Source organism: Lentibacillus daqui (assembly GCF_027186265.1).
In the GTDB taxonomy this organism is placed as follows: Bacteria; Bacillota; Bacilli; order Bacillales; family Amphibacillaceae; genus Lentibacillus_C; species Lentibacillus_C daqui.
In genome coordinates, this window is sequence record NZ_CP114176.1 from 1,756,446 (window position 1) to 1,777,693 (window position 21,248).

26 protein-coding genes are annotated in these 21,248 nt (G+C 41.3%); 15 read left to right on the forward strand and 11 right to left on the reverse strand.

Features of this window, described 5'->3' with window-relative positions; translation table 11 throughout:
* The first annotated feature begins 306 nt into the window (after positions 1-306).
* The 6 genes from O2S85_RS08855 (at position 307) to O2S85_RS08880 (ending at position 4,048) form a co-directional block, all read left to right on the forward strand.
* Entirely contained in the window at positions 307-1,482 is a 1,176-nt protein-coding gene (locus O2S85_RS08855; protein ID WP_269412285.1) for a hydroxymethylglutaryl-CoA synthase, read from the forward strand.
* Positions 1,483-1,632: 150 nt separating this feature from the next.
* Entirely contained in the window at positions 1,633-2,259 is a 627-nt protein-coding gene (locus tag O2S85_RS08860) for an RQC-minor-1 family DNA-binding protein (protein WP_269412286.1), read from the forward strand.
* Positions 2,214-2,390 (forward strand): zinc-ribbon domain containing protein, encoded by a 177-nt coding sequence (locus O2S85_RS08865; RefSeq protein WP_269412287.1) that lies wholly within the window; start codon positions 2,214-2,216, stop codon positions 2,388-2,390. Before O2S85_RS08860 ends, O2S85_RS08865 begins: the two co-directional genes overlap by 46 nt.
* 23 nt (positions 2,391-2,413) lie before the next feature.
* The gene (locus O2S85_RS08870) at positions 2,414-2,878 is read left to right on the forward strand and encodes a DUF6398 domain-containing protein (protein ID WP_269412288.1); all 465 of its coding nucleotides are present in this window, start codon (positions 2,414-2,416) and stop codon (positions 2,876-2,878) included.
* Between the two features lie 62 nt (positions 2,879-2,940).
* A complete protein-coding gene (locus O2S85_RS08875) occupies positions 2,941-3,240 on the forward strand; it encodes a calcium-binding protein (protein WP_269412289.1) in 300 nt (99 codons plus the stop codon).
* Positions 3,241-3,271: 31 nt separating this feature from the next.
* Positions 3,272-4,048: a class I SAM-dependent methyltransferase gene (locus O2S85_RS08880; RefSeq protein ID WP_269412290.1), complete on the forward strand. Its 777-nt coding sequence runs from the start codon at positions 3,272-3,274 to the stop codon at positions 4,046-4,048.
* Positions 4,049-4,155: 107 nt separating this feature from the next.
* Here O2S85_RS08880 and O2S85_RS08885 read toward each other — a convergent pair whose 3' ends face one another.
* From O2S85_RS08885 to O2S85_RS08905, 5 genes are all read right to left on the reverse strand, one after another.
* Positions 4,156-4,293, reverse strand: coding sequence for a YjcZ family sporulation protein (locus O2S85_RS08885; protein WP_269412291.1), 138 nt, complete (start codon positions 4,291-4,293; stop codon positions 4,156-4,158).
* A gap of 44 nt (positions 4,294-4,337) precedes the next feature.
* Positions 4,338-4,442, reverse strand: coding sequence for a YjcZ family sporulation protein (locus O2S85_RS08890; RefSeq protein WP_269412531.1), 105 nt, complete (start codon positions 4,440-4,442; stop codon positions 4,338-4,340).
* Positions 4,443-4,829: 387 nt separating this feature from the next.
* Entirely contained in the window at positions 4,830-4,985 is a 156-nt protein-coding gene (locus tag O2S85_RS08895) for a hypothetical protein (RefSeq protein WP_269412292.1), read from the reverse strand.
* 63 nt (positions 4,986-5,048) lie between these two features.
* Complete coding sequence (locus O2S85_RS08900; RefSeq protein WP_269412293.1) at positions 5,049-5,390, reverse strand: YolD-like family protein; 342 nt, start codon at positions 5,388-5,390, stop codon at positions 5,049-5,051.
* A gap of 18 nt (positions 5,391-5,408) precedes the next feature.
* Entirely contained in the window at positions 5,409-6,638 is a 1,230-nt protein-coding gene (locus O2S85_RS08905; RefSeq protein WP_269412294.1) for a DNA polymerase IV, read from the reverse strand.
* A gap of 193 nt (positions 6,639-6,831) precedes the next feature.
* On the opposite strand from O2S85_RS08905, the gene O2S85_RS08910 reads away from it, so the two are divergent.
* The 3 genes from O2S85_RS08910 to O2S85_RS08920 all read left to right on the forward strand — a co-directional run bounded on the left by O2S85_RS08910 (position 6,832) and on the right by O2S85_RS08920 (position 9,708).
* A complete protein-coding gene (locus tag O2S85_RS08910) occupies positions 6,832-7,422 on the forward strand; it encodes a histidine phosphatase family protein (RefSeq protein WP_269412295.1) in 591 nt (196 codons plus the stop codon).
* Between the two features lie 242 nt (positions 7,423-7,664).
* A complete protein-coding gene (prpF, locus tag O2S85_RS08915; RefSeq protein ID WP_269412296.1) occupies positions 7,665-8,849 on the forward strand; it encodes a 2-methylaconitate cis-trans isomerase PrpF in 1,185 nt (394 codons plus the stop codon).
* Positions 8,850-8,931: 82 nt separating this feature from the next.
* Positions 8,932-9,708 carry a class I SAM-dependent methyltransferase gene (locus tag O2S85_RS08920; protein ID WP_269412297.1) on the forward strand — a complete coding sequence of 259 codons (777 nt, stop codon included), beginning with the start codon at positions 8,932-8,934 and terminating at the stop codon, positions 9,706-9,708.
* A 595-nt stretch (positions 9,709-10,303) separates the two neighbouring features.
* Here the strand turns inward: O2S85_RS08920 and O2S85_RS08925 are convergent.
* Positions 10,304-11,224: an aldo/keto reductase gene (locus O2S85_RS08925; RefSeq protein WP_269412298.1), complete on the reverse strand. Its 921-nt coding sequence runs from the start codon at positions 11,222-11,224 to the stop codon at positions 10,304-10,306.
* A gap of 112 nt (positions 11,225-11,336) precedes the next feature.
* Between O2S85_RS08925 and O2S85_RS08930 the strand changes: the two genes are divergently transcribed.
* The 6 genes from O2S85_RS08930 to O2S85_RS08955 all read left to right on the forward strand — a co-directional run bounded on the left by O2S85_RS08930 (position 11,337) and on the right by O2S85_RS08955 (position 15,780).
* On the forward strand, positions 11,337-11,882 hold the full coding sequence (locus tag O2S85_RS08930; RefSeq protein ID WP_269412299.1) for an NUDIX hydrolase: 546 nt from the start codon (positions 11,337-11,339) through the stop codon (positions 11,880-11,882).
* A 3-nt stretch (positions 11,883-11,885) separates the two neighbouring features.
* Complete coding sequence (locus tag O2S85_RS08935; protein ID WP_269412300.1) at positions 11,886-13,064, forward strand: endonuclease Q family protein; 1,179 nt, start codon at positions 11,886-11,888, stop codon at positions 13,062-13,064.
* Positions 13,065-13,235: 171 nt separating this feature from the next.
* Positions 13,236-13,874: a stage II sporulation protein M gene (gene spoIIM / locus O2S85_RS08940; protein ID WP_269412301.1), complete on the forward strand. Its 639-nt coding sequence runs from the start codon at positions 13,236-13,238 to the stop codon at positions 13,872-13,874.
* 117 nt (positions 13,875-13,991) lie between these two features.
* A complete protein-coding gene (gene fur, locus O2S85_RS08945) occupies positions 13,992-14,447 on the forward strand; it encodes a ferric iron uptake transcriptional regulator (protein ID WP_269412532.1) in 456 nt (151 codons plus the stop codon).
* A 196-nt stretch (positions 14,448-14,643) separates the two neighbouring features.
* Positions 14,644-15,315, forward strand: coding sequence for a DUF421 domain-containing protein (locus O2S85_RS08950; protein WP_269412302.1), 672 nt, complete (start codon positions 14,644-14,646; stop codon positions 15,313-15,315).
* 72 nt (positions 15,316-15,387) lie between these two features.
* The gene (locus O2S85_RS08955; RefSeq protein WP_269412303.1) at positions 15,388-15,780 is read left to right on the forward strand and encodes a hypothetical protein; all 393 of its coding nucleotides are present in this window, start codon (positions 15,388-15,390) and stop codon (positions 15,778-15,780) included.
* A gap of 11 nt (positions 15,781-15,791) precedes the next feature.
* Here O2S85_RS08955 and O2S85_RS08960 read toward each other — a convergent pair whose 3' ends face one another.
* From O2S85_RS08960 to O2S85_RS08980, 5 genes are read right to left on the reverse strand one after another with little or no spacing between them, the layout of a single operon-like run.
* Positions 15,792-16,418 carry an NTP transferase domain-containing protein gene (locus O2S85_RS08960; RefSeq protein ID WP_269412304.1) on the reverse strand — a complete coding sequence of 209 codons (627 nt, stop codon included), beginning with the start codon at positions 16,416-16,418 and terminating at the stop codon, positions 15,792-15,794.
* Positions 16,351-17,451, reverse strand: a complete 1,101-nt coding sequence (locus O2S85_RS08965) for an XdhC family protein (protein ID WP_269412305.1) — start codon at positions 17,449-17,451, stop codon at positions 16,351-16,353. Before O2S85_RS08965 ends, O2S85_RS08960 begins: the two co-directional genes overlap by 68 nt.
* Positions 17,435-17,923 carry a (2Fe-2S)-binding protein gene (locus O2S85_RS08970; RefSeq protein ID WP_269412306.1) on the reverse strand — a complete coding sequence of 163 codons (489 nt, stop codon included), beginning with the start codon at positions 17,921-17,923 and terminating at the stop codon, positions 17,435-17,437. The genes O2S85_RS08965 and O2S85_RS08970 overlap by 17 nt, the downstream gene beginning before the upstream one ends.
* A gap of 2 nt (positions 17,924-17,925) precedes the next feature.
* Positions 17,926-18,762 (reverse strand): FAD binding domain-containing protein, encoded by an 837-nt coding sequence (locus tag O2S85_RS08975; RefSeq protein WP_269412307.1) that lies wholly within the window; start codon positions 18,760-18,762, stop codon positions 17,926-17,928.
* A complete protein-coding gene (locus O2S85_RS08980; protein WP_269412308.1) occupies positions 18,759-21,098 on the reverse strand; it encodes a xanthine dehydrogenase family protein molybdopterin-binding subunit in 2,340 nt (779 codons plus the stop codon). Before O2S85_RS08980 ends, O2S85_RS08975 begins: the two co-directional genes overlap by 4 nt.
* Positions 21,099-21,248 lie beyond the last annotated feature (150 nt).

Here is a 21,248-nt window from a genome sequence, read left to right on the forward strand (position 1 = left end):
AAGTGTCCCGAATAAAATCATTAAGGACAGCACTATTATATTTTTCCTGGAAAGCCGTCAACTGAATTGAACGGGACGGCTTAATTGCCGATTTATACAAACTGCTCGATACGGACCTGGTAGTTTTAACCAGGTCCGTCCCAGTGCAACCTTTTCATTGTTTTTCACACCCATTTATATTATTATTTATACTGTTAACTTAAGGTTGTACAGGTATGTGAAAATAATCACGAAGTATCGATGCGGCTTGGGGTTTTTCTCCAGCACATGATATATAAATTTTATAGCAAGCAGGAGAGAAGAAAATTGAAAATAGGAATCGATAAAATAGGCTTTTATACACCTCATTTGTATGTAGACATGAACAAACTGGCTGTCAGTAGAAATGTAGAACCCGAGAAATTTACAATCGGAATCGGCCAGGAAAAAATGGCAATTCCACCGCTAACTCAGGACGCTGTCTCACTTGCAGCAAACGCGGCCCTGAAAATATTAGATGACGATGATAAAGAGAAGATTGATTTTGTTATTTTTGGAACGGAGTCGGGGATTGATCACTCCAAATCAGCAGCGGTATATGTTCATCAATTGCTTGGGTTAAAACCACAAGCACGCGCCATTGAATTAAAACAGGCCTGTTATGGGGCAACTGCTGGTATCCAAATGGCTAAAGGGCATATCGCACTACATCCAGGAAGCAAAGTGCTGGTATTGGGATCAGATATCGCCCGTTATGGTTTGAATACCTCGGGAGAAGCTACGCAAGGGGCTGGTGCAGTTGCATTACTCATTAGTGCAGATCCAAAAATTATGGTTTTGGAAGAACATAATGCATACATGACCGCTGATATTATGGATTTCTGGCGGCCAATTTACGCTGATAAGGCATTTGTGGATGGAAAATTTTCCAATGAACAGTATATTGCGTTTTTCAATAACGTTTGGCGGCAATACAAAGAAAAGACAGGTCTGGAACTGCAAGATTATGAAGCAATCTGTTATCACTTGCCATATACAAAAATGGGTAAAAAGGCGTTGCGCACCATTTTGGATGAAGGAACAGTAGTGGACCAGGAACGGATCATGGCCAATTATCAAATTAGTACGGCGTATAATCGGGTGGTCGGCAATATTTATACAGGATCATTGTATTTAAGCTTGTTATCGTTATTAGAACAAAAAGAAAACCTGGAGGCGGGATCCAGAATCGGGTTATATAGTTACGGCTCGGGTGCAGTAGGTGAGTTCTTCAGTGGAATTTTGCAACCAAATTACCGAAAACACCTGCAAATAGACCAACATACCAAGCTATTTTCTGAACGTACCGAGGTAACTGTTCCTGAATACGAAGCCATTTTTGAGGAAACTTTACCCACGAATGATCGGAAGGTGGAATTGGAAATCGACCAGGATCCTGCAACCATTTGCTTTGCAGGTATAACGGATAATAAGCGACAATACATCAATAAATCAGCTAAATAACTGTAACAAATTAGTAGAACCATAGCGAGCGCCAATGCTATGGTTCTATTTTTATTTCTTGGCAGGGTAGCGGTAAAAAGTATATAATAATGGTTACATTAATCGGAAAGATAGTTTGGCTATTACTATTTTAAAGAAAGGACAATCCCAATGGAAACAGCGACCCAATCATTACCGGAACATGAAATCCTGGCTATATTACGGGCTGCAGATGAAATTATTGCACAAGGCGGACGGACATTGCTTGCCAAAATCCTGAAAGGTTCACGAGAGAAAAAGGTTCTTGCACTAGAATTGGACAAGTGCCCAGTCTATGGTTATTTCAAACCGGAAAAAATGGAAGCGGTCAAGGAAAAAATTGAGTGGATGATCGATTATGATTTCCTTGATATTCAATATTCAGGGAAACTTCCGATGATTGTGTTCACGGAACGCGGCTGGTATATTGAACGGGATCGGCGTGCTGATGAATTTTTGGCTGAATGGGATAAGTGGATAGAAGAAGATCAACCAATACCAGATATGACCTACTTAAAGGATCGCAATCGAGGAATGATACTTTTGCTATTGAAAAAAGTGCAGGAATCGGGGGAAACTAAATATATCCCGTATCTGGAGGCATGGGAACAGGTTGACTATAAAAAGGTACGTGCGGAAATCAGGAAAACAATCGGCATGTTGAAATCTGGAGAACAGGTTGATCGTAGTGAAGCTTTGGAAAGGCAACAGGAATGGAACGAAGCATTAAAAGGATCTGCCCACAGGATATACAGCTAAAGTGCTGGGAATGTGGTGATCGGTTTACCTTTTCAATCGGAGAACAAAAGTTTTTTAAAGACATGGGTTTTCAGTGGCCAAAACGATGTGAAAAATGCCGGTTGGAACGGAAATTTGGCGAATTATTTTGAAACAGTCTCAAAAGGAGAGGAGAATGAACGTGGCAGCCGCAAAGGAAAAATTAGCAGAAAAGAAAGAGCAGTTACTTCAGCTTACAGGTGATTTTAGCAAAACGTATTTAAATGAGGAATATGAGGTGGTTGTAAAAAAGCTGATCGATAAAATGGCTAGAAAGCGGGATGTGCCATTTATTGCCGGGAAAATTGAAATTTGGGCTGCGGCTATTATTCATGCATTGGGGACGGTGAATTTTTTATTTGACGAGAGTACGCAACCATATGCTTCTGTTACAGATATCAATGAATATTTTCATACAAATAAAAGTACTGTCTCGCAAAAGTCAAAAAAGATTCGCGATATGTTTAACATGTCCTATTTTGATAGTGAGTTTGCAACAGAGTCGGTTAAACAAGAGAATCCACTTAATAATATGTCAATGATAAATGGACTACTCGTTCCAAACGATATGATTAAGACAGATTTGGATGATGGGAATTAAGGGTAGCCGAAATCCTGGGTGTTACCATACAAGATAAAAGTGACAGTGAACGATTTGAATTGATGGAAGTAACGAACGAGCATTTGGGAAGGTACTACCGGTATTTGCAACAGCACTTGACTTTTCCTTTTCGAGCAACTTATGAAGAAGAAACGGGACCGCTTTCATTTACTGAACATGAGTTGAATTGTCTCCAGCTGGATCAAGAGATACAATTTGAAGAATTTTACGGAATCCTCGTTGAATGTAGGGAAGGGAGAAAGAAAACAATACGGGAATTAGCTGATATTGTAGTCGATGAGGAAAATGTAAATTATCAACTAATTGACGATTATCAAACATGGTTTTGGAATTATCGTTAGAATAGTGAAGCATGGTTAGGGAGAGAACTTGATGAATAAACCAGTAGAATCAGATGATATATGGGATGCAAACCTTTACGACGGGAAGCATGGATTCGTTTCCAAATATGGGAATAACGTTATCAATATATTGGAACCGAACATGGGAGAGTCTATTCTTGATCTTGGCTGCGGCACCGGAGACTTAACAAAAACGCTTTATGATCTTGGTGTCTATGTAACAGGAATGGATAAATCAGCAAATATGATTGACCAAGCCCGGTTTAAGTATCCAGATATACCGTTTCAAGTTGGCGATGCTACAGCATTACCTTTTGATGAGACGTTTGATGCAATATTTTCCAACGCAACGCTTCATTGGATCAAGTCGCCGGAGAAGGCCCTGCAGTCGATTTATCATAGCCTGAAAAAAGGCGGTCGTTTTGTAGCGGAATTTGGTGCGAAAGGAAATGTAAAAACAATCACCAATTCTATTGAAAAGCAATTTGCTATGTTGGGACTAACTTATCAGCAGGAACGTTTTCCGTGGTATTTTCCAAGTGTTGGTGAGTATGCATCGTTAATGGAGCTGGTTGGGTTTAAAGTTGTCTATGCCAGTCAATTCGAACGTCCAACACCACTTGAAGGCGGGAACGGATTGAGAAATTGGATCGAGATGTTTGGCAAAATGATGTTTATCGGGTTGGAGTATGAAACAATCCAAAAGATAATTACGGGTGTGGAAAATGATTTACGGGATACCATGTTTCAAGATAATAGCTGGATTGCGGATTATGAACGGATCAGGGTTAAGGGAATAAAGGAGTGATCTACTCAGGGGGGGGTTTTTGTGAAAACGTCAACAGGCTGCCGGTAATCTGACAGCCTGCATTGCTTTGTATTTTTAAGTTTTACTTTCCAATGCACTGCTGGTGATTAACACCAGCAAGCGCCAACGATGATAAGAAGGATGAATAATACAACGATCAATGCAAATCCGCCGCCAGTACCGACATATCCACCGCCGTATCCGTATCCTCCACAACCACACATGTTACGACAACCGAAACCCATAATAAAATTCCTCCTTCATTTAATTAAAATTTTTATCTTGCCGTTTAATATCCATATCCTCCAACATAGGCTGCCAATACAATAATTAATAGGATAAACAACACAACGATTAAAGCAAATCCGCCACCATATCCTGCTCCTGCAAACAGCCTTGCTTATTCAAGTATCACCTCCATACTGCCTACAATCAATATATGTGAGCAGGTAGCGAATGTTAGGGACATTATCCCAAGTCCGCCTCTTTTTTGGGTGACTTTTTTCAAGACTAGCGTACATGCGTTTTTTATTGTGACTTTTCTGGTCATTATGTAATTACTTTGTGCGATGGTACTGGCTGGATTTATTTGACGAATGTAAAGAGCAAAGGGAAGCAACTTGGGATTACCTTGTGAGATACATAAATTGTGTGTTTTAGTTAGGTGACTTTTTAAGGAAGGTGTCCAAAATTCATCAAATGATAAAGTGAGGCTCTTGCTTTTGATTTGGTGATCTTTGGACACGTGTTAAAACATGAAGCATAAAGGGGGGTTACAGAGTCAATAATCGATTTCCTCAAAGTCTTCTGGTTGTGGTGTTGGTTGCATTTGTTTTAACGTATTACTATCAGAAATTTCATTGTTAATTTCTTGATAGGATTTTACCTTACCAGCTTGTTTCTTTGCAGATTTTTTGTTTTCCTTGTCGTTATTCATTTTAATTATCCTTTCATGTATGGATTGATGGTTATTTTTTGTTGATTGAAAGGATTTATACACTTACAAAACAGCAATATCAATCATTTCAGTAAAAGCAATCCACTCACTGTCTTCCGCCGAAACCAATTTCAATTGCTGTCCGGGGACAACCTTTTCTATTTTCCCTGTTACAAAATGATCATGATAGGGATGAAAAAGTTCAATCCGTAAATCAAGATCCTGTTTCATTGCATCAGAAATAATTTGGGAAAACAAAGCCATTTGCTGTTCATCGATAATTGGCTTGGTTCGTTTGGTTAGTTCCTTTTGGTGTTTGCGAATGCGTGCTTTGTGCTCCGGCAGCATCATACGGCTGGATTCCCACATTAAATTTTGTCCAGGGGTTAATTTATTTGGGTTCATTTTTCGTCTTTTCTCCTTTTATTTATAGTGACCACCAATCTTCTCAGCCCGATCAAAAGCCTGCCCGGCATCAGTTAGGGAAGCTGCTCGAACAATGGCGGTTGGACCATATTTGTCGTGAATATAGTCCATCGCTTCTGACAAGTGCTCCTTTTTCAAGGAAAAATCAAAAAAGCTGAGCTGGAAAGGATCGGCCGGTTGCAGCTGTGATAGCGTAACGCCAACACTACGAACGGGCTGCCGATCCCAGTGCATACGGAATAAATATAGTGCAGACCGGAAAATATCCATCCCGAAATTGGTCAGCGTTGCGAGCTTTACTTGCCGATGAAATCCGGTCGGAAACGTCACATTCATCCCCCGAACCCCCACCGACACAGTATTGCCGCGATAGCCACCGGCACGGGCACGTCTGGCAACTTCTTCACTTAATTCCAATAAAACCACTTTAATCTCGTCAAATGTTTCGTAATCTCGGGGCAGCGTCATGTGATGGCCAACCGCTTTTTGGTGATCATGTGTCTTTGTCGTTACTGGAGCATTGTTAATTCCGTTGGCGGTTTGCCATAAGACCTGCCCATTGATGCCCCAGCGTTTGGTTAATGCATCCACAGAAAAGGTGGCCAGCTGCCCAATTTTTTGAATTCCCATCCGTTGCAGGTGTTGTTTCATCCGACTGCCGATTCCAAACATCTTACCAATTGGGAGTTCCCACATGGTTTCTTTCATATTGGATTGATCCAACTGAAAAATACCATCCGCGTTTTTCTTGGCAAAGGCATCACAGGATATTTTGGCCAACACTTTATTCGGACCAATACCAACCCGCGTATAAACACCCGTTTCTTCCATGATTTCCTGCTGGATTTTGCGGGCAATCGTAAATGGATCGCCAAAAAGTTTTTGACTTCCGGTGACGTCCAGAAACTGTTCATCAACGGAAAACACTTCAACCAAATCGGTATAATGCTCCAATATTTCGGTGATTTGGCAGGACACATCAATGTATCGCTGCATCCTCGGTCTGACAACAACCGCTTCCGGGCATTTATTTTGCGCTTCCCATAATGCTTCAGCTGTTTTTACGCCATATTTTTTTGCAATTGGGCAGGCAGCCAGTATAATTCCACTCCGCCGCTCCGGATCCCCCGAAACAATGACTGGTTTATCCTTCCACTCCGGATTTTCCGCTTTTTCTACAGAAGCATAGAATGTTTGCATATCCACCAAGAAAATAACGCGTTTCACGCCACAATCCCCCTCTACAGAAACTAATGTTCGTGTATTTATTATATGCGAATATACGTTCTTTATTCAATGGTAATTTATAGAATGTGCGGTACGCGGATACTATGATAAAATGATTACAGAGTGAACAACACGCAGGAGATAAAAGGCAATGCCTCTACCTATAGACAACAAAAAGATTGGATGTGGAAAGATGACAAAATTTGGATTTATCCGGCATGGTGTAACAGATTGGAATCAGGAGCGTAGAGCGCAAGGAAGTTCGGATATACCCCTTAATAATGAGGGACGTGAACAAGCTGCAAAACTTGCGGAGCGTTTGCAAACAGAAGATTGGGACGTGATCTATGCTAGTGATTTGGCAAGAGCCAGAGAAACCGCTGAAATGATTGCGAATAAAATGAATGGTGTCACAATCCATTTCGATCCAAGGCTTCGTGAAGTTGGTGGAGGGCTAATTGAAGGAACAACGGAAAAAGAACGTATAGCAAAATGGGGTATCAATTGGCGAAATCTGGATCTGGAAAGGGAAAGCGATGATTGTGTTATGGCAAGGGGACAGTCTGTATTGGCTGAAATCCTTAGTGAGAATAACGGGAAAAATATATTGATTGTCAGTCATGGATCATTTATTAGGCGACTGCTCGGGGAATTGGTCCCGGATGATGATGTGGAAGAATCACTCGGCAATTGTTCATTGACCATCCTGGAGAAAAATGAAAACGGATGGAAATTGGAGCTGCATAATTGTACAAGGCACATAACCGCAGATTCATTACTTTGAGCACAGGATATTATACGGAATTAACGTTTGTGTATCAAAGGGAGTTAATATAATCGTCCCCTATTCTATTGTTGAGTGATAATAAAAATGTTACGCAGTCCGGATAACTAGCGCTGCTTAGTCCAATTTTCCATTCAAATCATGCATCTTTCCAATTGGGTTGTTATTGAAAAAAAGGGATTTTGGGAATGAAGTAGAAGTATGTGGTAAGGTCATTAAAAACAAGGGAGCTAACTAAGAAAATGGGTAATTGGGGAAAACAAATTCAAATTCCGGCAACTTATATGCGGGGCGGAACAAGCAAGGGGCTATTTTTTCTAAAAGATGATTTACCTACTGACCCGGTAATACGGGATAAAGTATTATTGCGTGTCATCGGAAGCCCAGATCCTTATGGGCAGCAGATCGATGGAATGGGAGGTGCAACTTCAAGTACCAGTAAGGTGGTCATTTTAAACAAAAGTGAACGTCCAGGATGTGATATAGACTATTTATTCGGGCAGGTAGCCATTGAGCAGCCCTTGGTTGATTGGAGTGGCAACTGCGGAAATCTTACTTCGGCCGTTGGTCCATTTGCAATATATAGAGGTTTGGTAGAAGCGCCAAAGAACGGAATAGTTACGGTTAATATTTGGCAGGAGAATATCGGGAAAAAAATCATAGCTCATGTTCCAATAGAGAACGGGACAGTACAGGAACTAGGGGATTTCGTACTTGATGGGGTAACCTTTCCGGCAGCAGAAATAAAATTGGAATTCCTTGATCCTGCTGGTGCTGATGAAAAGAGTACAGATGGTGGTGGGATGTTTCCTACAGGGAATCCACTAGATATCATTCATATCCCGGGTATAGGAGAAGTAGAGGCAACTTTAATTAATGCCGGGAATCCTGCTGTCTTTGTGGAGGCGTCTGCATTGGAGCTTAGAGGGACGGAGCTTCAGGATGATATAAATAGGAATGCAGACTTACTGAACCGTTTTGAGTTAATACGGGCTCATAGTGCAGTAATTATGGGTTTAGAGGAAAGCGTAGAATATGCTAAGAAGCGTCAGCACACACCTAAAATTGCATTTTTTGAAGAAGCAACTAGTTACACCACTTCGGATGGAAAAGAAGTACATAGGGATAATATCGACATTTTGGCGCGAATCCTTTCAATGGGCAAGCTGCATCACGCCATGACTGGTACAGGTGCAGTAGCAATTGCGGCTGCAGCTTCAATACCAGGAACTATTGTTAGCAAGATTTTAGGCGACGTTATGCCCGAACTTCGCTTTGGTCACCCGTCTGGTACTTTAACAGTAGGTGCCGAAGCTGCAAAGGAGGAAATCGGCTGGACTGTAAAAAAGGTTGTAATGAGTCGTAGTGCAAGAAGATTAATGGAGGGGTCCGTTCTACTACCTGATTTTAACGACCTTACCAAATAAGATAAGTTTTCGTTTTTTTTAAATTATCCATGTAAACTACCTTCCGTAAACTGAAAGCATAAACATTAAAGGGGTATTTGGGATGGGGATTGATTTTCACAATGAAAAGAATAAACATAGTTATGTGACAAGGAAAGTCGATGATACATGGCTATCAGCAATAACAGCACTCATTCAAGGACGGGCAATTAACAAGGCAGTGGATATTGGAACAGGCGGAGGGATATATGCAAAGGCACTTGCTGATTTGGGCATTCCTTCCATCACTGGCATTGACTTTTCGGAAGTCATGCTTGATGGAGCTGAGCAATATTGTCGCTTGTATGAACAAATCGAGTTCAAACTTGGAAATGCTTATAGTACTGGATTGTCAAGTGCATATGCAGATCTGGTTTTGGAAAGAGCACTCATTCATCATCTTGATAATTTGGCTGCTTGTTTTTCCGAGGTTTATCGTATTTTACAGCCAGAGGGAATGCTGTTGGTACAGGATAGAACACCAGAAGATTGTCTCATCCAAGGAGATCATCATCATATTCGCGGGTACTTATTTTCTTTATTTCCGCATCTTGGAGAGATCGAGACAAAAAGAAGATATGCTTCCCACACTGTTAAAGCCGCACTGGGAAACGCGGGTTTCCATGCTATTAAAGAGATAAAACTTTGGGAAGTGCGAAAAACGTATACGAACAAAGAAGAATTGCTCAACGATATTAAATCACGAAATGGACGCTCGATTCTCCATGAGTTATCAGATCAACAGGTGTCGCAATTTGCTGATCATGTAAACCAATTGATACAAGAAGATGGTCTAATTGTAGAAAAAGATCGATGGACGATTTGGGCGGCGGAGAAATGATCCGATGATAGCATAGAGTGGGAAATTCCATCATACATAATCGCTTAACAACAAGACGTTATAATATCAGACAATTAGAACTGGAATAGGTAATCTTAATTACTAAGCATATTGTAATTTTCAGAGGTGTCCATAAATAAACAAAAATTAGAATATGGATTGGGTTAATTGCTAGTCTCATCATATGCATTTACGGTGTTTATGGACTAATGACAAGTAGTTCGATATCGAGTTTGTCATTTATCCCTGTTATTCTAGCTATAGGTGGTTTCATTAGTTTCATCGCGAACGCTAGTTAATTGTCAGTGGTACCGGCACTACAGTTAACATCTTAAGATCGGGGATTAAAGTCTGGTTTACAATGGCCTGATTCATGGTATAATAACCTTAGAAGTTCATACAATAGGAAAAACCGCCCCATGCTGTAACATGGAGCGGTTCCAATAGACTAACCCCATTCAAGGGTTGGCACAGTGAAGCAATAATCCCTCACGGCCTGGCTAAAGCACATGAGGGATTATTTTTTGTCATTTTTGCCCCACCTTAGCGGGCACTAAGACTCCCATTTCAAGATTTTGCGTGGAAATCACAAAAATTACCGATGGTTCGTATATTGAACTGGTTTGGTAATAGCTTGTAGTGCCCGATATTTTTCTTCAGTAAGTACTGCAGACGAGTCCATTGCAGTATTTTCCGCAAGCTGTTCCTCTGAGCTTGCCCCAAATACAGCACTTGCAACTGCTGGGTGATGGAGTACATATTGAAGTGCTGCAGTATTGAACGAGGTGTCCTCGCCAATCACATTTTTTATTTCATCATAAATCTTTACTAATTCCTCATACGTATAATCTAAATATCCATCCCGTGATTTACGTTCGATTTGTTTTCTTCCATTCTTACTTAAGATCCCTTTCGCTAATGGCCCGCGGGCAAGGACGCTAATGTGGTTTTCCGCCAGCAAGTCCAATACTTCTTCCTCGGGACGGCGATCCAGCATGCTATACTGCATCATCACTGCATCGATATGGGACCGTTTGACATATTCCCGGATGACGTTTGGACGAATCGATGATATTCCATACGCACGAATGAGACCCTCTTGTTTTAGTTGTTCAAAAGCCTCAATGGATTCATCAATTGGATCATCGATGGTACCGCCATGCAACATATAAAAATCGATATAATCGGTGTTCAATCGTTTTAAGCTATCCTTTAGACCTGCTTTAATGTGTTCTTTGGATGGATCCCAGTACCAGTCTTTGGTATCACGGTTAAAATGATTGCCAACCTTTGATGTGAGAATAATTTCTTGCCGCTTTCCTTTTATTGCTTCACCGACAATTTCTTCATTCAAACCAAAATTGTATAAGTCAGCGGTATCCAGATGATTGACGCCTGCCGCTAATGCTTTGTCAATAATTGTTTGGGCTTTGGCTTGATCTGTCCCTAATGACATGCAGCCAAGTGTTAGCTCGGATACATATATGTCTGATTTACCTAATCGGTTTTGCTTCATATTAATTCCCTCCGTTTTCCATTCGTAATTCCATTGTAAAAATAGACATGCACAAACTCAAGTTTTTAAATGTGGTAAAATGGGGAGTAGCTTATAAAATGAAGGTGATCATATGAAAAAATTTGAAGAGAAAACCATTCAAACAAAACAGATATATAATGGAAAAGTGGTCAAGCTACAAGTGGATGATGTTACATTGCCAGATGGAAAGACTGCCAAGCGGGAATTAATCAAACATCCTGGAGGGGTGGGGATTATTCCAATTACCAAAGACAAAAAAATTGTGATGGTGGAACAATATCGGAAACCGTTGGAAAAATCGCTGGTGGAAATCCCCGCTGGCAAGCTGGAGGCAGGAGAAAAACCGGAAGTAACAGCGGTAAGGGAGTTGGAAGAAGAAACAGGATTTACAACCAGCAGCCTCAAGCTTGTTACCTCTTTCTATAGCTCGCCGGGATTTGCCGATGAATTAATGTATATTTATTTAACGGACAAGCTGGAACCGCTTAAAGAAAAAGTGGCTGGTGACGATGATGAATTTGTTGAACTCGTGGAATTAACTTTGGATGAAGCAAAACAATATGTTAAGGAACAACGAATTCATGATGCCAAGACAAACTATGCAATTCTGTATTTAGAAATGTTGGAGATGATGTAAACCATGTTACAAGCCTATTTTGCTGATATGCACATTCATATTGGCCGGGATATGTACAATAAACCAGTGAAAATAACCGGTGCGAAAAGCCTGACATTAACGAACATATTAAAAGAGGCCAGTAGAAATAAGGGGATTCAAATGGTCGGAGTCATTGATAGCCATGCCCCCGCGGTGCAACAGGAGATCAAACAATTAATGGAGCAGGGTTCCGCTTATGAATTGGACAATGGCGGGATCCGATTTGAACAGGTAACCCTACTATTGGGCTCGGAAATTGAAATTTATGATGAAAACTGTAAAGGCCCCATTCATGTTCTCTGTTTTCTCCCAACTCTGGATATGATGGAACGTTTTTCCGAGTGGCTGACAACCAAGATGAAAAATATTACATTGAGCTCGCAACGTTATTATGGAACCGCAAAGGAACTGCAATATAAAGTCAAAGAACTGGAAGGCATTTTCATCCCGGCCCATGTGTTTACTCCGTTTAAAAGTATGTATGGCAAAGGGGTACACCAATCATTAACCGAGGTATTTGATCCTGATTTAATCGATGGAATTGAACTTGGGTTAAGTTCAGATACCGATATGGCGGATCAAATCAGCGAATTACATGACTATACCTTTGTCTCCAATTCGGATGCCCATTCCCTGGCGAAGATTGCCAGAGAGTATCAGGAAATTTTGATGGAAGAGCCATCATTTCAAGAATTTGATTGGGCACTACATGAAGTGGACGGACGAAAAATCACCAAAAATTTTGGGATGAATCCGCAATTGGGTAAGTACCACACAACCGTTTGCAGTAATTGTTTAACACAAGTGACGTATAAAACGGAACAATGTCCAAACTGTGGATCGAAAAAAATTATCAATGGCGTATTTGACCGGATTCAAGAATTAGCAGATGCCAAGGAAGTAACAAGGGAGCGCCCGCCGTATCTGTATCAGGTTCCCTTGGAATATTTGCCAAAACTAGGTCCAAAAACATTCCAAAAACTATTAGATCGTTTTCAAACCGAGATGTATGTCATTCATCATGCCACATTGAAAGAATTGCAAGAAACGGTTCCGGAAAAACTAGCAAATGCGATTATGCAAATGCGAGAAGGAAAGCAGACGATTCATGCAGGCGGCGGTGGCCGATATGGAAGTATTGCCCAATCGAATGACAGTTAAATGACGGTCCGGACAAAGGTCTACTACTCCGGACTGTGTAGCCAATCCGGAAAAAGAAGACTATTAAAAATGTAAATATGGTATTATTATCAGGAATTCTTCATAGATTTTATTATAAGGGCGTGTCTAAAAAATTATTACGTTCATCTTAAAATCGAATGGAGGATTCCGATGTACCAAAAAAGAACGCTAGCTGTAAATCACATAAAGGAACATGCAGCAATATATCTGTTTATGGTTATTTTGTTTCTAACTGGTATCGTTTTTGGTGCAATTATCGTAAACAGTATGAATTTTGTCCAAAAACAGGATTTGTTTTTTTATTTGGAACGTTTTTTTGGGCAAATTACCGATAAAGACCAGATTGCAGGCGCAGATATTTTAAAGGAAAGTTTCTTTTATCATACCAAGTATTTATTGCTTTTGTTTGTGTTAGGGCTGTCTGTCATCGGGTTGCCGGTAGTTTGGATTTTATTGTTTGTCAAAGGTTTGGTAGTCGGTTTTTCGGTAGGGTTTATTGTAAATCAGCTTGGCATAAAGGGATTGGCACTTGCATCGATTGCAATTGCGCCGCAAAATATTCTAGTCATTCCCATTTACATTATTGCCGGAAGTCTATCGATGATCTTTTCCCTGACCCTATTAAATAAACTTTTTTCCAATAAATTGTCCCAGCCGATTTTACAACCATTTGGCAGATATGTTACTGTTTTTTCCTTATTATTGGTTTGTTCCGTCGCTGCTGCCGGTATGGAAGCTTTTGTCAGTCATGGAGCCATGGAAACATTACTCAAATCCCTTTATAAATAAAAGTAATTATTATATAATAATAATTATTGATAGCAATTTAAAATGATTATACTTTGACACCTGTTTTCCTAATGCATATAATGAAGATGGGAAGAGGGAGGGGGATTATGCATGGCTATGGAACACCGGATTGATCGGATCAAAAAGCAACTCCATGCACAAAGCTATAAGCTTACTCCACAACGGGAAGCGACGGTAAGGGTATTGTTGGAACGCGAAGAAGATCATCTGAGCGCTGAAGATATCTATTTGCTTGTAAAAGAAAAGGCACCAGAAATTGGGCTTGCTACAGTTTATCGCACATTGGAGCTATTATCGGAACTTAAAATTGTTGATAAAATAAATTTTGGTGATGGCGTTTCTCGTTATGATTTGCGTAAAGAAGGCGCAGAACATTTTCATCATCATCTTGTCTGTATTGAATGCGGAGCAGTAGAAGAAATTGTTGATGATTTGTTGCAGGATGTAGAGAAAATCGTTGAGAATGACTGGGGTTTTCAAGTCAAGGACCATCGTCTTACCTTCCATGGTATCTGCAAAAATTGTCAAAAAGTTGCTGTGAAGTCAACATAGATTGACATGTTCTTTTTTTGCTACATACCAATGGTTCGGCGGAAATGAAAAAAAGAAAAGAATGAGGTGAACTGTCCATATTTTGGGCGGTTTTTTTGTGCCTTTGAAGGATTACCCGATTGTCCAGGTTTTTGATATGTGTCTATATTTCCCATACAGATAACACATACTAACCTTAGAAGAGGAGGGGTAGTTGGTGTTTTTGTTTATTGGGAAAGCGGTCATATTGTACATTCTGGCAATCGGTGTTATCCGGCTAATGGGGAGGACTGCTTTTGCGCAATTAACAGCGCATGATCTGACAGGTCTTTTCTTTGTTATTACATTGGCAATGGGGCCGTTAGCAAATGATAAATTGAGCTATGCCATTGGCGGATTAATCGCTATTGGTGTGCTTCATATCGTTTTTTCCAAACTTGCACTTGTCAATTACCTGAATAAACTATTCATTGGCAAGCCGACATTGATTATCAAACATGGTAAACTAATCAAGGAAAATTTAAAGCAATCTCATTTTACCCTGGCAGGTGTGCTGGCTACGCTTCGTGAAAAAGGCTATCCCGACTTGACCCTGGTTGAATTTGCGATAATTGAACCGAGCGGGGAGATTAGTATTATACCGAAACAAGCGGCTACACCGGTAACTCCCGAACAATTAGGGATCGAAACAGCATATCAGGGTATCCCAGTGGCTGTTATTGTCGAGGGGAAAATCCAGTATCGTAACCTGAAACATATGAATAAGGATGAACAATGGCTGAAGAAAGAATTAAAATCCGCCGGTCAACCAAATCATGAGACTATTTTTTATGCGGCTGTACGTGACAAAGATGATCATTTGCTGACCATTGATTATGGTAACGGATAAAACAGATAACATCACGCAAAATATATACCAGAAGGACATTATTTTCCTGATTACCCCAAAGGAGCGATCATTTTGCAGCCAAAACAGACTGTATTGGAACGTTATCAGCAGCAACAACTCATGCAACAGCAACTAAATGATTTACAGGTACAAATGCAAACGAAGCAGCAGCCATCCCCAAACCAGCAACGGCTGCAGCAGATTTTTCAAGCAACACATAACGCCTTGCAACAGGCGCATCAATCGGTTCGACAGGCCCAGGCAGCCAATCCGCAACAAGTTCAACTACAATCTGCTGAACAAAGCCTGCAGCAGGCAACTCAACAGCTGCAACAATTAAAAACATCTGCCCCTGAACTTTCTTTGGCGTTACCCAAAGGGACCCAGCAACAACTAAAACAGCTTGATCAGCAAATCCAGCAAGCAGCACAAACCTTGAACTTGGTAAAAACATCCATGCAATAAGGAATTCCCGGTTACATATGCATGGTGCAGTCTTTAATTATCTGGTAATCCGCTGTTGTATCCACATCAAAAAAAGCCCAGGGGTCGGAAAAATGAACAAAACGTCCTTTTGCTGATTCATGCTGTAGCAATTGGCGGGCCCCTTGATCACCTTGTAATTGGAATAGTTTTGGGAATATACTGCTGGTAAACAAAATTGGCGGTCGTGCTATACCGGAAAAGGTTGCCGCAACAAATAATAAATCTGGGTTCTGTCTATGCTGTTCAATCAGTTGATTAATCATCCTCGTGGAAATGAATGGCTGGTCGGCTAAAAGAACCATGGCCGCCTTCATATGGAATTTTCCTGCGTAATGCAGGCCACATTTTAATGAATACGATTGGCCCTTGCCGGCATCTTTACATGCAACATGAACCCATTTTCCTTGGTACGTCGAGAGCCAGTCATTCGGTATCCAATTAAGCCTATCCGTCGTATTGGTCACAACAATTACCCGGTCCAGGGACGATTGTAGGGCAGTACGAAGGGCAAAACTACCGAGTGGTCTATTTTCAAGTGGCTGATGCAGTTTATTCTTGCCAAAACGTCTGCTTCTGCCTGCTGCTAGATAAATGGCTGCTATTTCGTCTCGTGTCACCGGCTAACCTCTTTTCATACGATTTTTCTCGTTTAACCTGAACCATGTCAGCAACAATGCTAATAGCGATTTCTTCAGGGCCCTTAGCCCCAATTGCCAGTCCTGCGGGAGAATGAACGTGTTCTGGTATGTTTTTTCCATGCAAGAGTCTGGAAGTACGTTTACGTGGACCGAGAATGCCAAAATAGTTTACCTGTTGACTGGACAATGATGCAAGCAGTTCTTTGTCCTTTTGAAAATCATGGGTCATAATCATAATGGAATCGGTTGGCCAGAAATCCAGTTCTTTTACCATTTCCGGAATGGATGGGGTCTTGATAAAATTAGCATCCGGAAAATCCATTTTGTTCAGCCTTGCCAGCCGCCAGTCCCAGATGATTACCTTAAAATTGGTTTTAGCTGCTACAGCTGCCAAAGGAATGACATCAGGCCCTGCTCCAAAAATAAACAGGCGGGGTTGTGGTTCAAAACGATGAATAAAGATATGGCTACCCAAATTTTCCATATATTGCAGACGTGATTTGTTCGCGTGACGTGCAATTTTGTTCAATTGATGTGACATGGCATCACGATGGCCAAACATATGCTGATCCTTCGACACATAGAGCGTGCGAACAGACGAAGGATCTTTTTCAAAAATCTTCATTGCTACTACTGGAATGCCCTGATGAAGATAAACCCTTAATGTAAGTAAATCCTTGTAGTTTATAGAATTCACCTTTTCCAGGAGAATATGGATTTTTCCGTTACAACCAGCACCGCGACCCCAGGATAAGTCGTCCTCGGCACTTGTATCATAGACAAATGTCTGATTTTGAACCGATGACGTTTGCATCAGTTCAGTCGCCCGAATTGCCAAATCAGTTTCCAAACAGCCTGCACTAATGATGCCTATTTGCTTTCCATTTGCGGAAAACAGCATCGATGTTCCTTCTTTTTGGTATGCTGACCCTTCTACATGAATAATTGTCGCTAACACACTTTGCTCATCCGAATTTGCGATTTCATCAAGCATTTCAATAATATGAGCCATTTTTGTTTTTCCTCACATTCAACATGCTTTTTACAGCCTCCTTGATTTCCTGGTATCCAGTACATCGGCAAATATTGGATTCCAGCCATTCATCAATTACTGCATCGTCCGGATCAGGGCAATTTTCGATGAGGGCATAACTATTAAGTACATATCCGGGTGTACAATATCCACATTGAATCGCCCAATTTTTGATGAAATCATTTTGCACAGTCTGGTCAAGTAATCCTTCAATCGTTGTAATTTGATGATTGACTGCTTCTACAGTTAGTATGTGGCAGGAATTAATGGGAGTGCCATCGATAAGAATGGTACATGTGCCGCAATCGCCATTCTCACACCCGGGCTTTGCTCCCATCAGTCCCAGTTGATCGCGTAATGTATATAGAAGTGTCTCTGCATTGCGTACATATAGGTTTTTTTGCAGACCATTAATGTTTAATGTAACCAAGTTTTCTTGTGCTGCTTTCATCGTCAGGATACCCCCTTGCTACGTTGCAATAATTTCGCCAGTTCCTGTGCCAGCACAAATTCCCGGTATTCCCGTGATCCATGCATGTCGTTATGCGTTGCACCCGGCAGATGGTTTAGTACCTGTTGGATTCTTGTTTGCTCCGAATAGGAGGTGTCATTTAATACCAACTCCAATTGCTCCGTTCGAAAAGGGAAATCACATACACCGCTAAGTGCAACCCTTATTTTTCCGTCCACTTTCATGGAAGCGAGAGAGACAATCGGATAGTTCACATTGGAATGTTTTGTTTTTTTGCTGCTCCAGTATGGATAGTTGGAAAATTGACCATCCGTGATGATCTGGATAAGAAATTCTCCATCATTCAGTTGTACGCCGTTCTGATAGATTTTATGAATGGATGTTGTTCTGATCCCCTTTTTTTCCGCAATGACAACCTCGCTGTCGGCTAACAGAAAAGGAAGAAGGGCCTCCCGATAACATAGATGCCCGGAAATATTGCCGCCAATTGTTATTTTGTTGCGGGCAGTTCGGTGTGCAATCGCACGTGAAACGTCTGACAGTAAGGGAAATAGGTTGGAATCAGCAATGGTTGTCAATGTAACAGCTGAACCAATCACAAGTTGATTTCCGTTGAACTGAAATTCATTGCAATCAGGGATTCCTTTTAAATCGATGACTGCATCCACTTGGATCTCATGCATTCGGGCCCGGCTAATAAATTCTGTGCCACCCGCATAGTAGTGGGGTATTTTTCCGTTTGCCTGCAAATCGTAAAATAGCGTGACCGCTTCCTGTATGGTTGTTGGTTTATAATATTCAAAATCAAAGGCTATCATTTGCTTCCTCCTCTTTTCCGCCAAATCAGTTCAGGTACCAGGGGAAGCTGGTTCATATTCGTACCACAGGCAAGTGATAAACTATTGGCTAAAGCGCTGGCCATACCGATGACCCCATATTCGCCAATCCCCCGGGCTCCGAATGGTCCATCGACAAGTGGTGTTTCCACGAAATCAACAAGGTATTCCGGGGCTTCACTGAATCGCAGAATATCATAGGATCTTAGTTTCGGATTAAGTACCTTTCCATTATCATCAAAGGTAAACGATTCTCTGGAAGCCCAGCTTAGTCCCAGATACATACCACCACGCATTTGCCCAATTGCCGCGTTTGGATTAATCACTTTTCCAGCATCAAGGACAGTTGCTGCTTTGAGAATTTTGTATGTGCAATCGAGTGGGTCGAATTCGATTTCGACCGCTTGCGCACCAACTGTCCATTGCGGTCCCGGTTTACCAAAACCAGTTTCCGGATCCAATGGTGTCAAATGCCGCACAACATGAGACCCTTCACCAATGACCAAACCACCTATGGAATTACCATTTGGATATTTGTATGAATTCGCTACATCCTTGATCTTTATTCCATACTCAGGACTATCCTTGATAAAAACCATCCCATTTGCCACATCGAGATCATCAGGTAAACACTTTAGTACAATTGATGCGGTATTTTTTAATTGTTTGATTACATCTTCAGCTGCGGCGATCACGGCTCGTCCAGCCAAATAGGTTGTACTGCTGGCAACCGTTTTCCACTGATGCGGATCATATTGGGTATTTACTTCCATGGTCACATGAATTTTTTTCATATCCATTTTCAATCGTTCGGCCAGGATTTGTGCCAGCACCGTTTTTGTCCCCTGGCCAAGTTCCACGGCAGCACAATTCAAATTCACGCTCCCATCGCGATTAAAGGTGAGAATCACGCCGGCTGTTGCATTTGGCGGCGTACTCGAGGTTTTCCAAAATGAACTGATTCCTTTTGTTCGTATTTTACCGTCATTTGTTGTGATCTGTTGTCCTTCATCCCAATTGATAAGCTGTTTTAACTTTTTTATACATGAAGATACATCACCAATATTGCTGGCATTTAAATGGGTTTGGGTTGGTGTTGTATCACCTGGCTTGATAGCATTTGCCAATCGTAATTCAAGGGGATCCATATTTAACTTTGCGGCAAGTATGTCCATGGCTCGTTCCATGACAAATGTTAATTCATTGTGTCCAAAGCCTCGAAATGAGGTGGCATATGGATGGTTTGTATAAACACAATGGGAATCACAGGTGACATGATCAATTCGATAAGGGCCGGTGCAATCGACGGCACCAGCCTTACTCATGCCGGCACCCATGTCGGAATAGGCTCCGCTGTCAAACAAAAATTCGAAAGCGGCTGCTTTTAATTTCCCGTCGCTGGATGCACCAAGTTTTACCTTCGCCTCCAATCCGATATGAACGGGTGAAGTGATTAAATCTTCTTCCCTTGAATTTTGGATTTTTACCATTTTCCCTCCAACAGCTCGGGAGGCTACATAGGCCAGAAATTCAAGTTGTACGGTTCCTTTTCCGCCGAATGCGCCACCGAGCATGGGCGTATGCACCGATATTTTCCCTGCGTCAATATTGAAAAACTGACTGAATAATTTTTTGATATAAAAAGGCCCCTGTGTTGAGGAATAAATCATAACTCGATCATCGGGAAGAATTTCCACCCGGGCGACTCTTGTTTCCAGTGCTGCATGGTCAGACGGCGAGAAGGACAAATCTGTTTCAATGGTTATATCACTTTCATTCCAGCCGGTTTCCATATTGCCTTTTCGGATTTTGGTCAGGTTGGCAATATTGGAGTCGGGTATTGCATGGACTCCTTCCACTTGAACTTTATATGTACCTAAATCCTCGTGAATTAACGGAGCATTGGGCAGGATCGCTTCACCAGGAGAATTGACAACAGGCAGTTCCTCATAGTCTATGTGAATAAGATTTGCAGCCTGTTTTGCATGCTGGATAGTATCGGCAACTACCATTGCAACCGATTCACCGTAATAACGAACCTTTTTCTGTGCTAAAATAGGCCGGTCAGCAAGCAATGGACCAACAAGCAGTGGTACTTCCTCACCGGTTAAAATAGCCTGCACGCCGGGAACTTCCCAAGCTTTTGCTGTATCAATAGATTTAATTTTGGCATGCGCGTAATCACTTGTATGTAAGGCCGCATGCAGGACTCCTGGGATAGAAATGTCTCCAGTATATTTTACCCGGCCAAATGCTTTATCCGCAGCATCGATCCGTTGCACATCCTTCCCGACAACGGAAAAATTCTCTTTATTCATCTCCACACACCTCGGATTTCAGACTATAGATTGTAGTATTTGCCACTCCAATTTCATTTATACAATGTACGGTCACTCTAATTTACAAATGGGCGAAAATAGCGTATTTTTAAGGTATGGTTCGTTTAGAATGTGGTCTTTACTAATCTC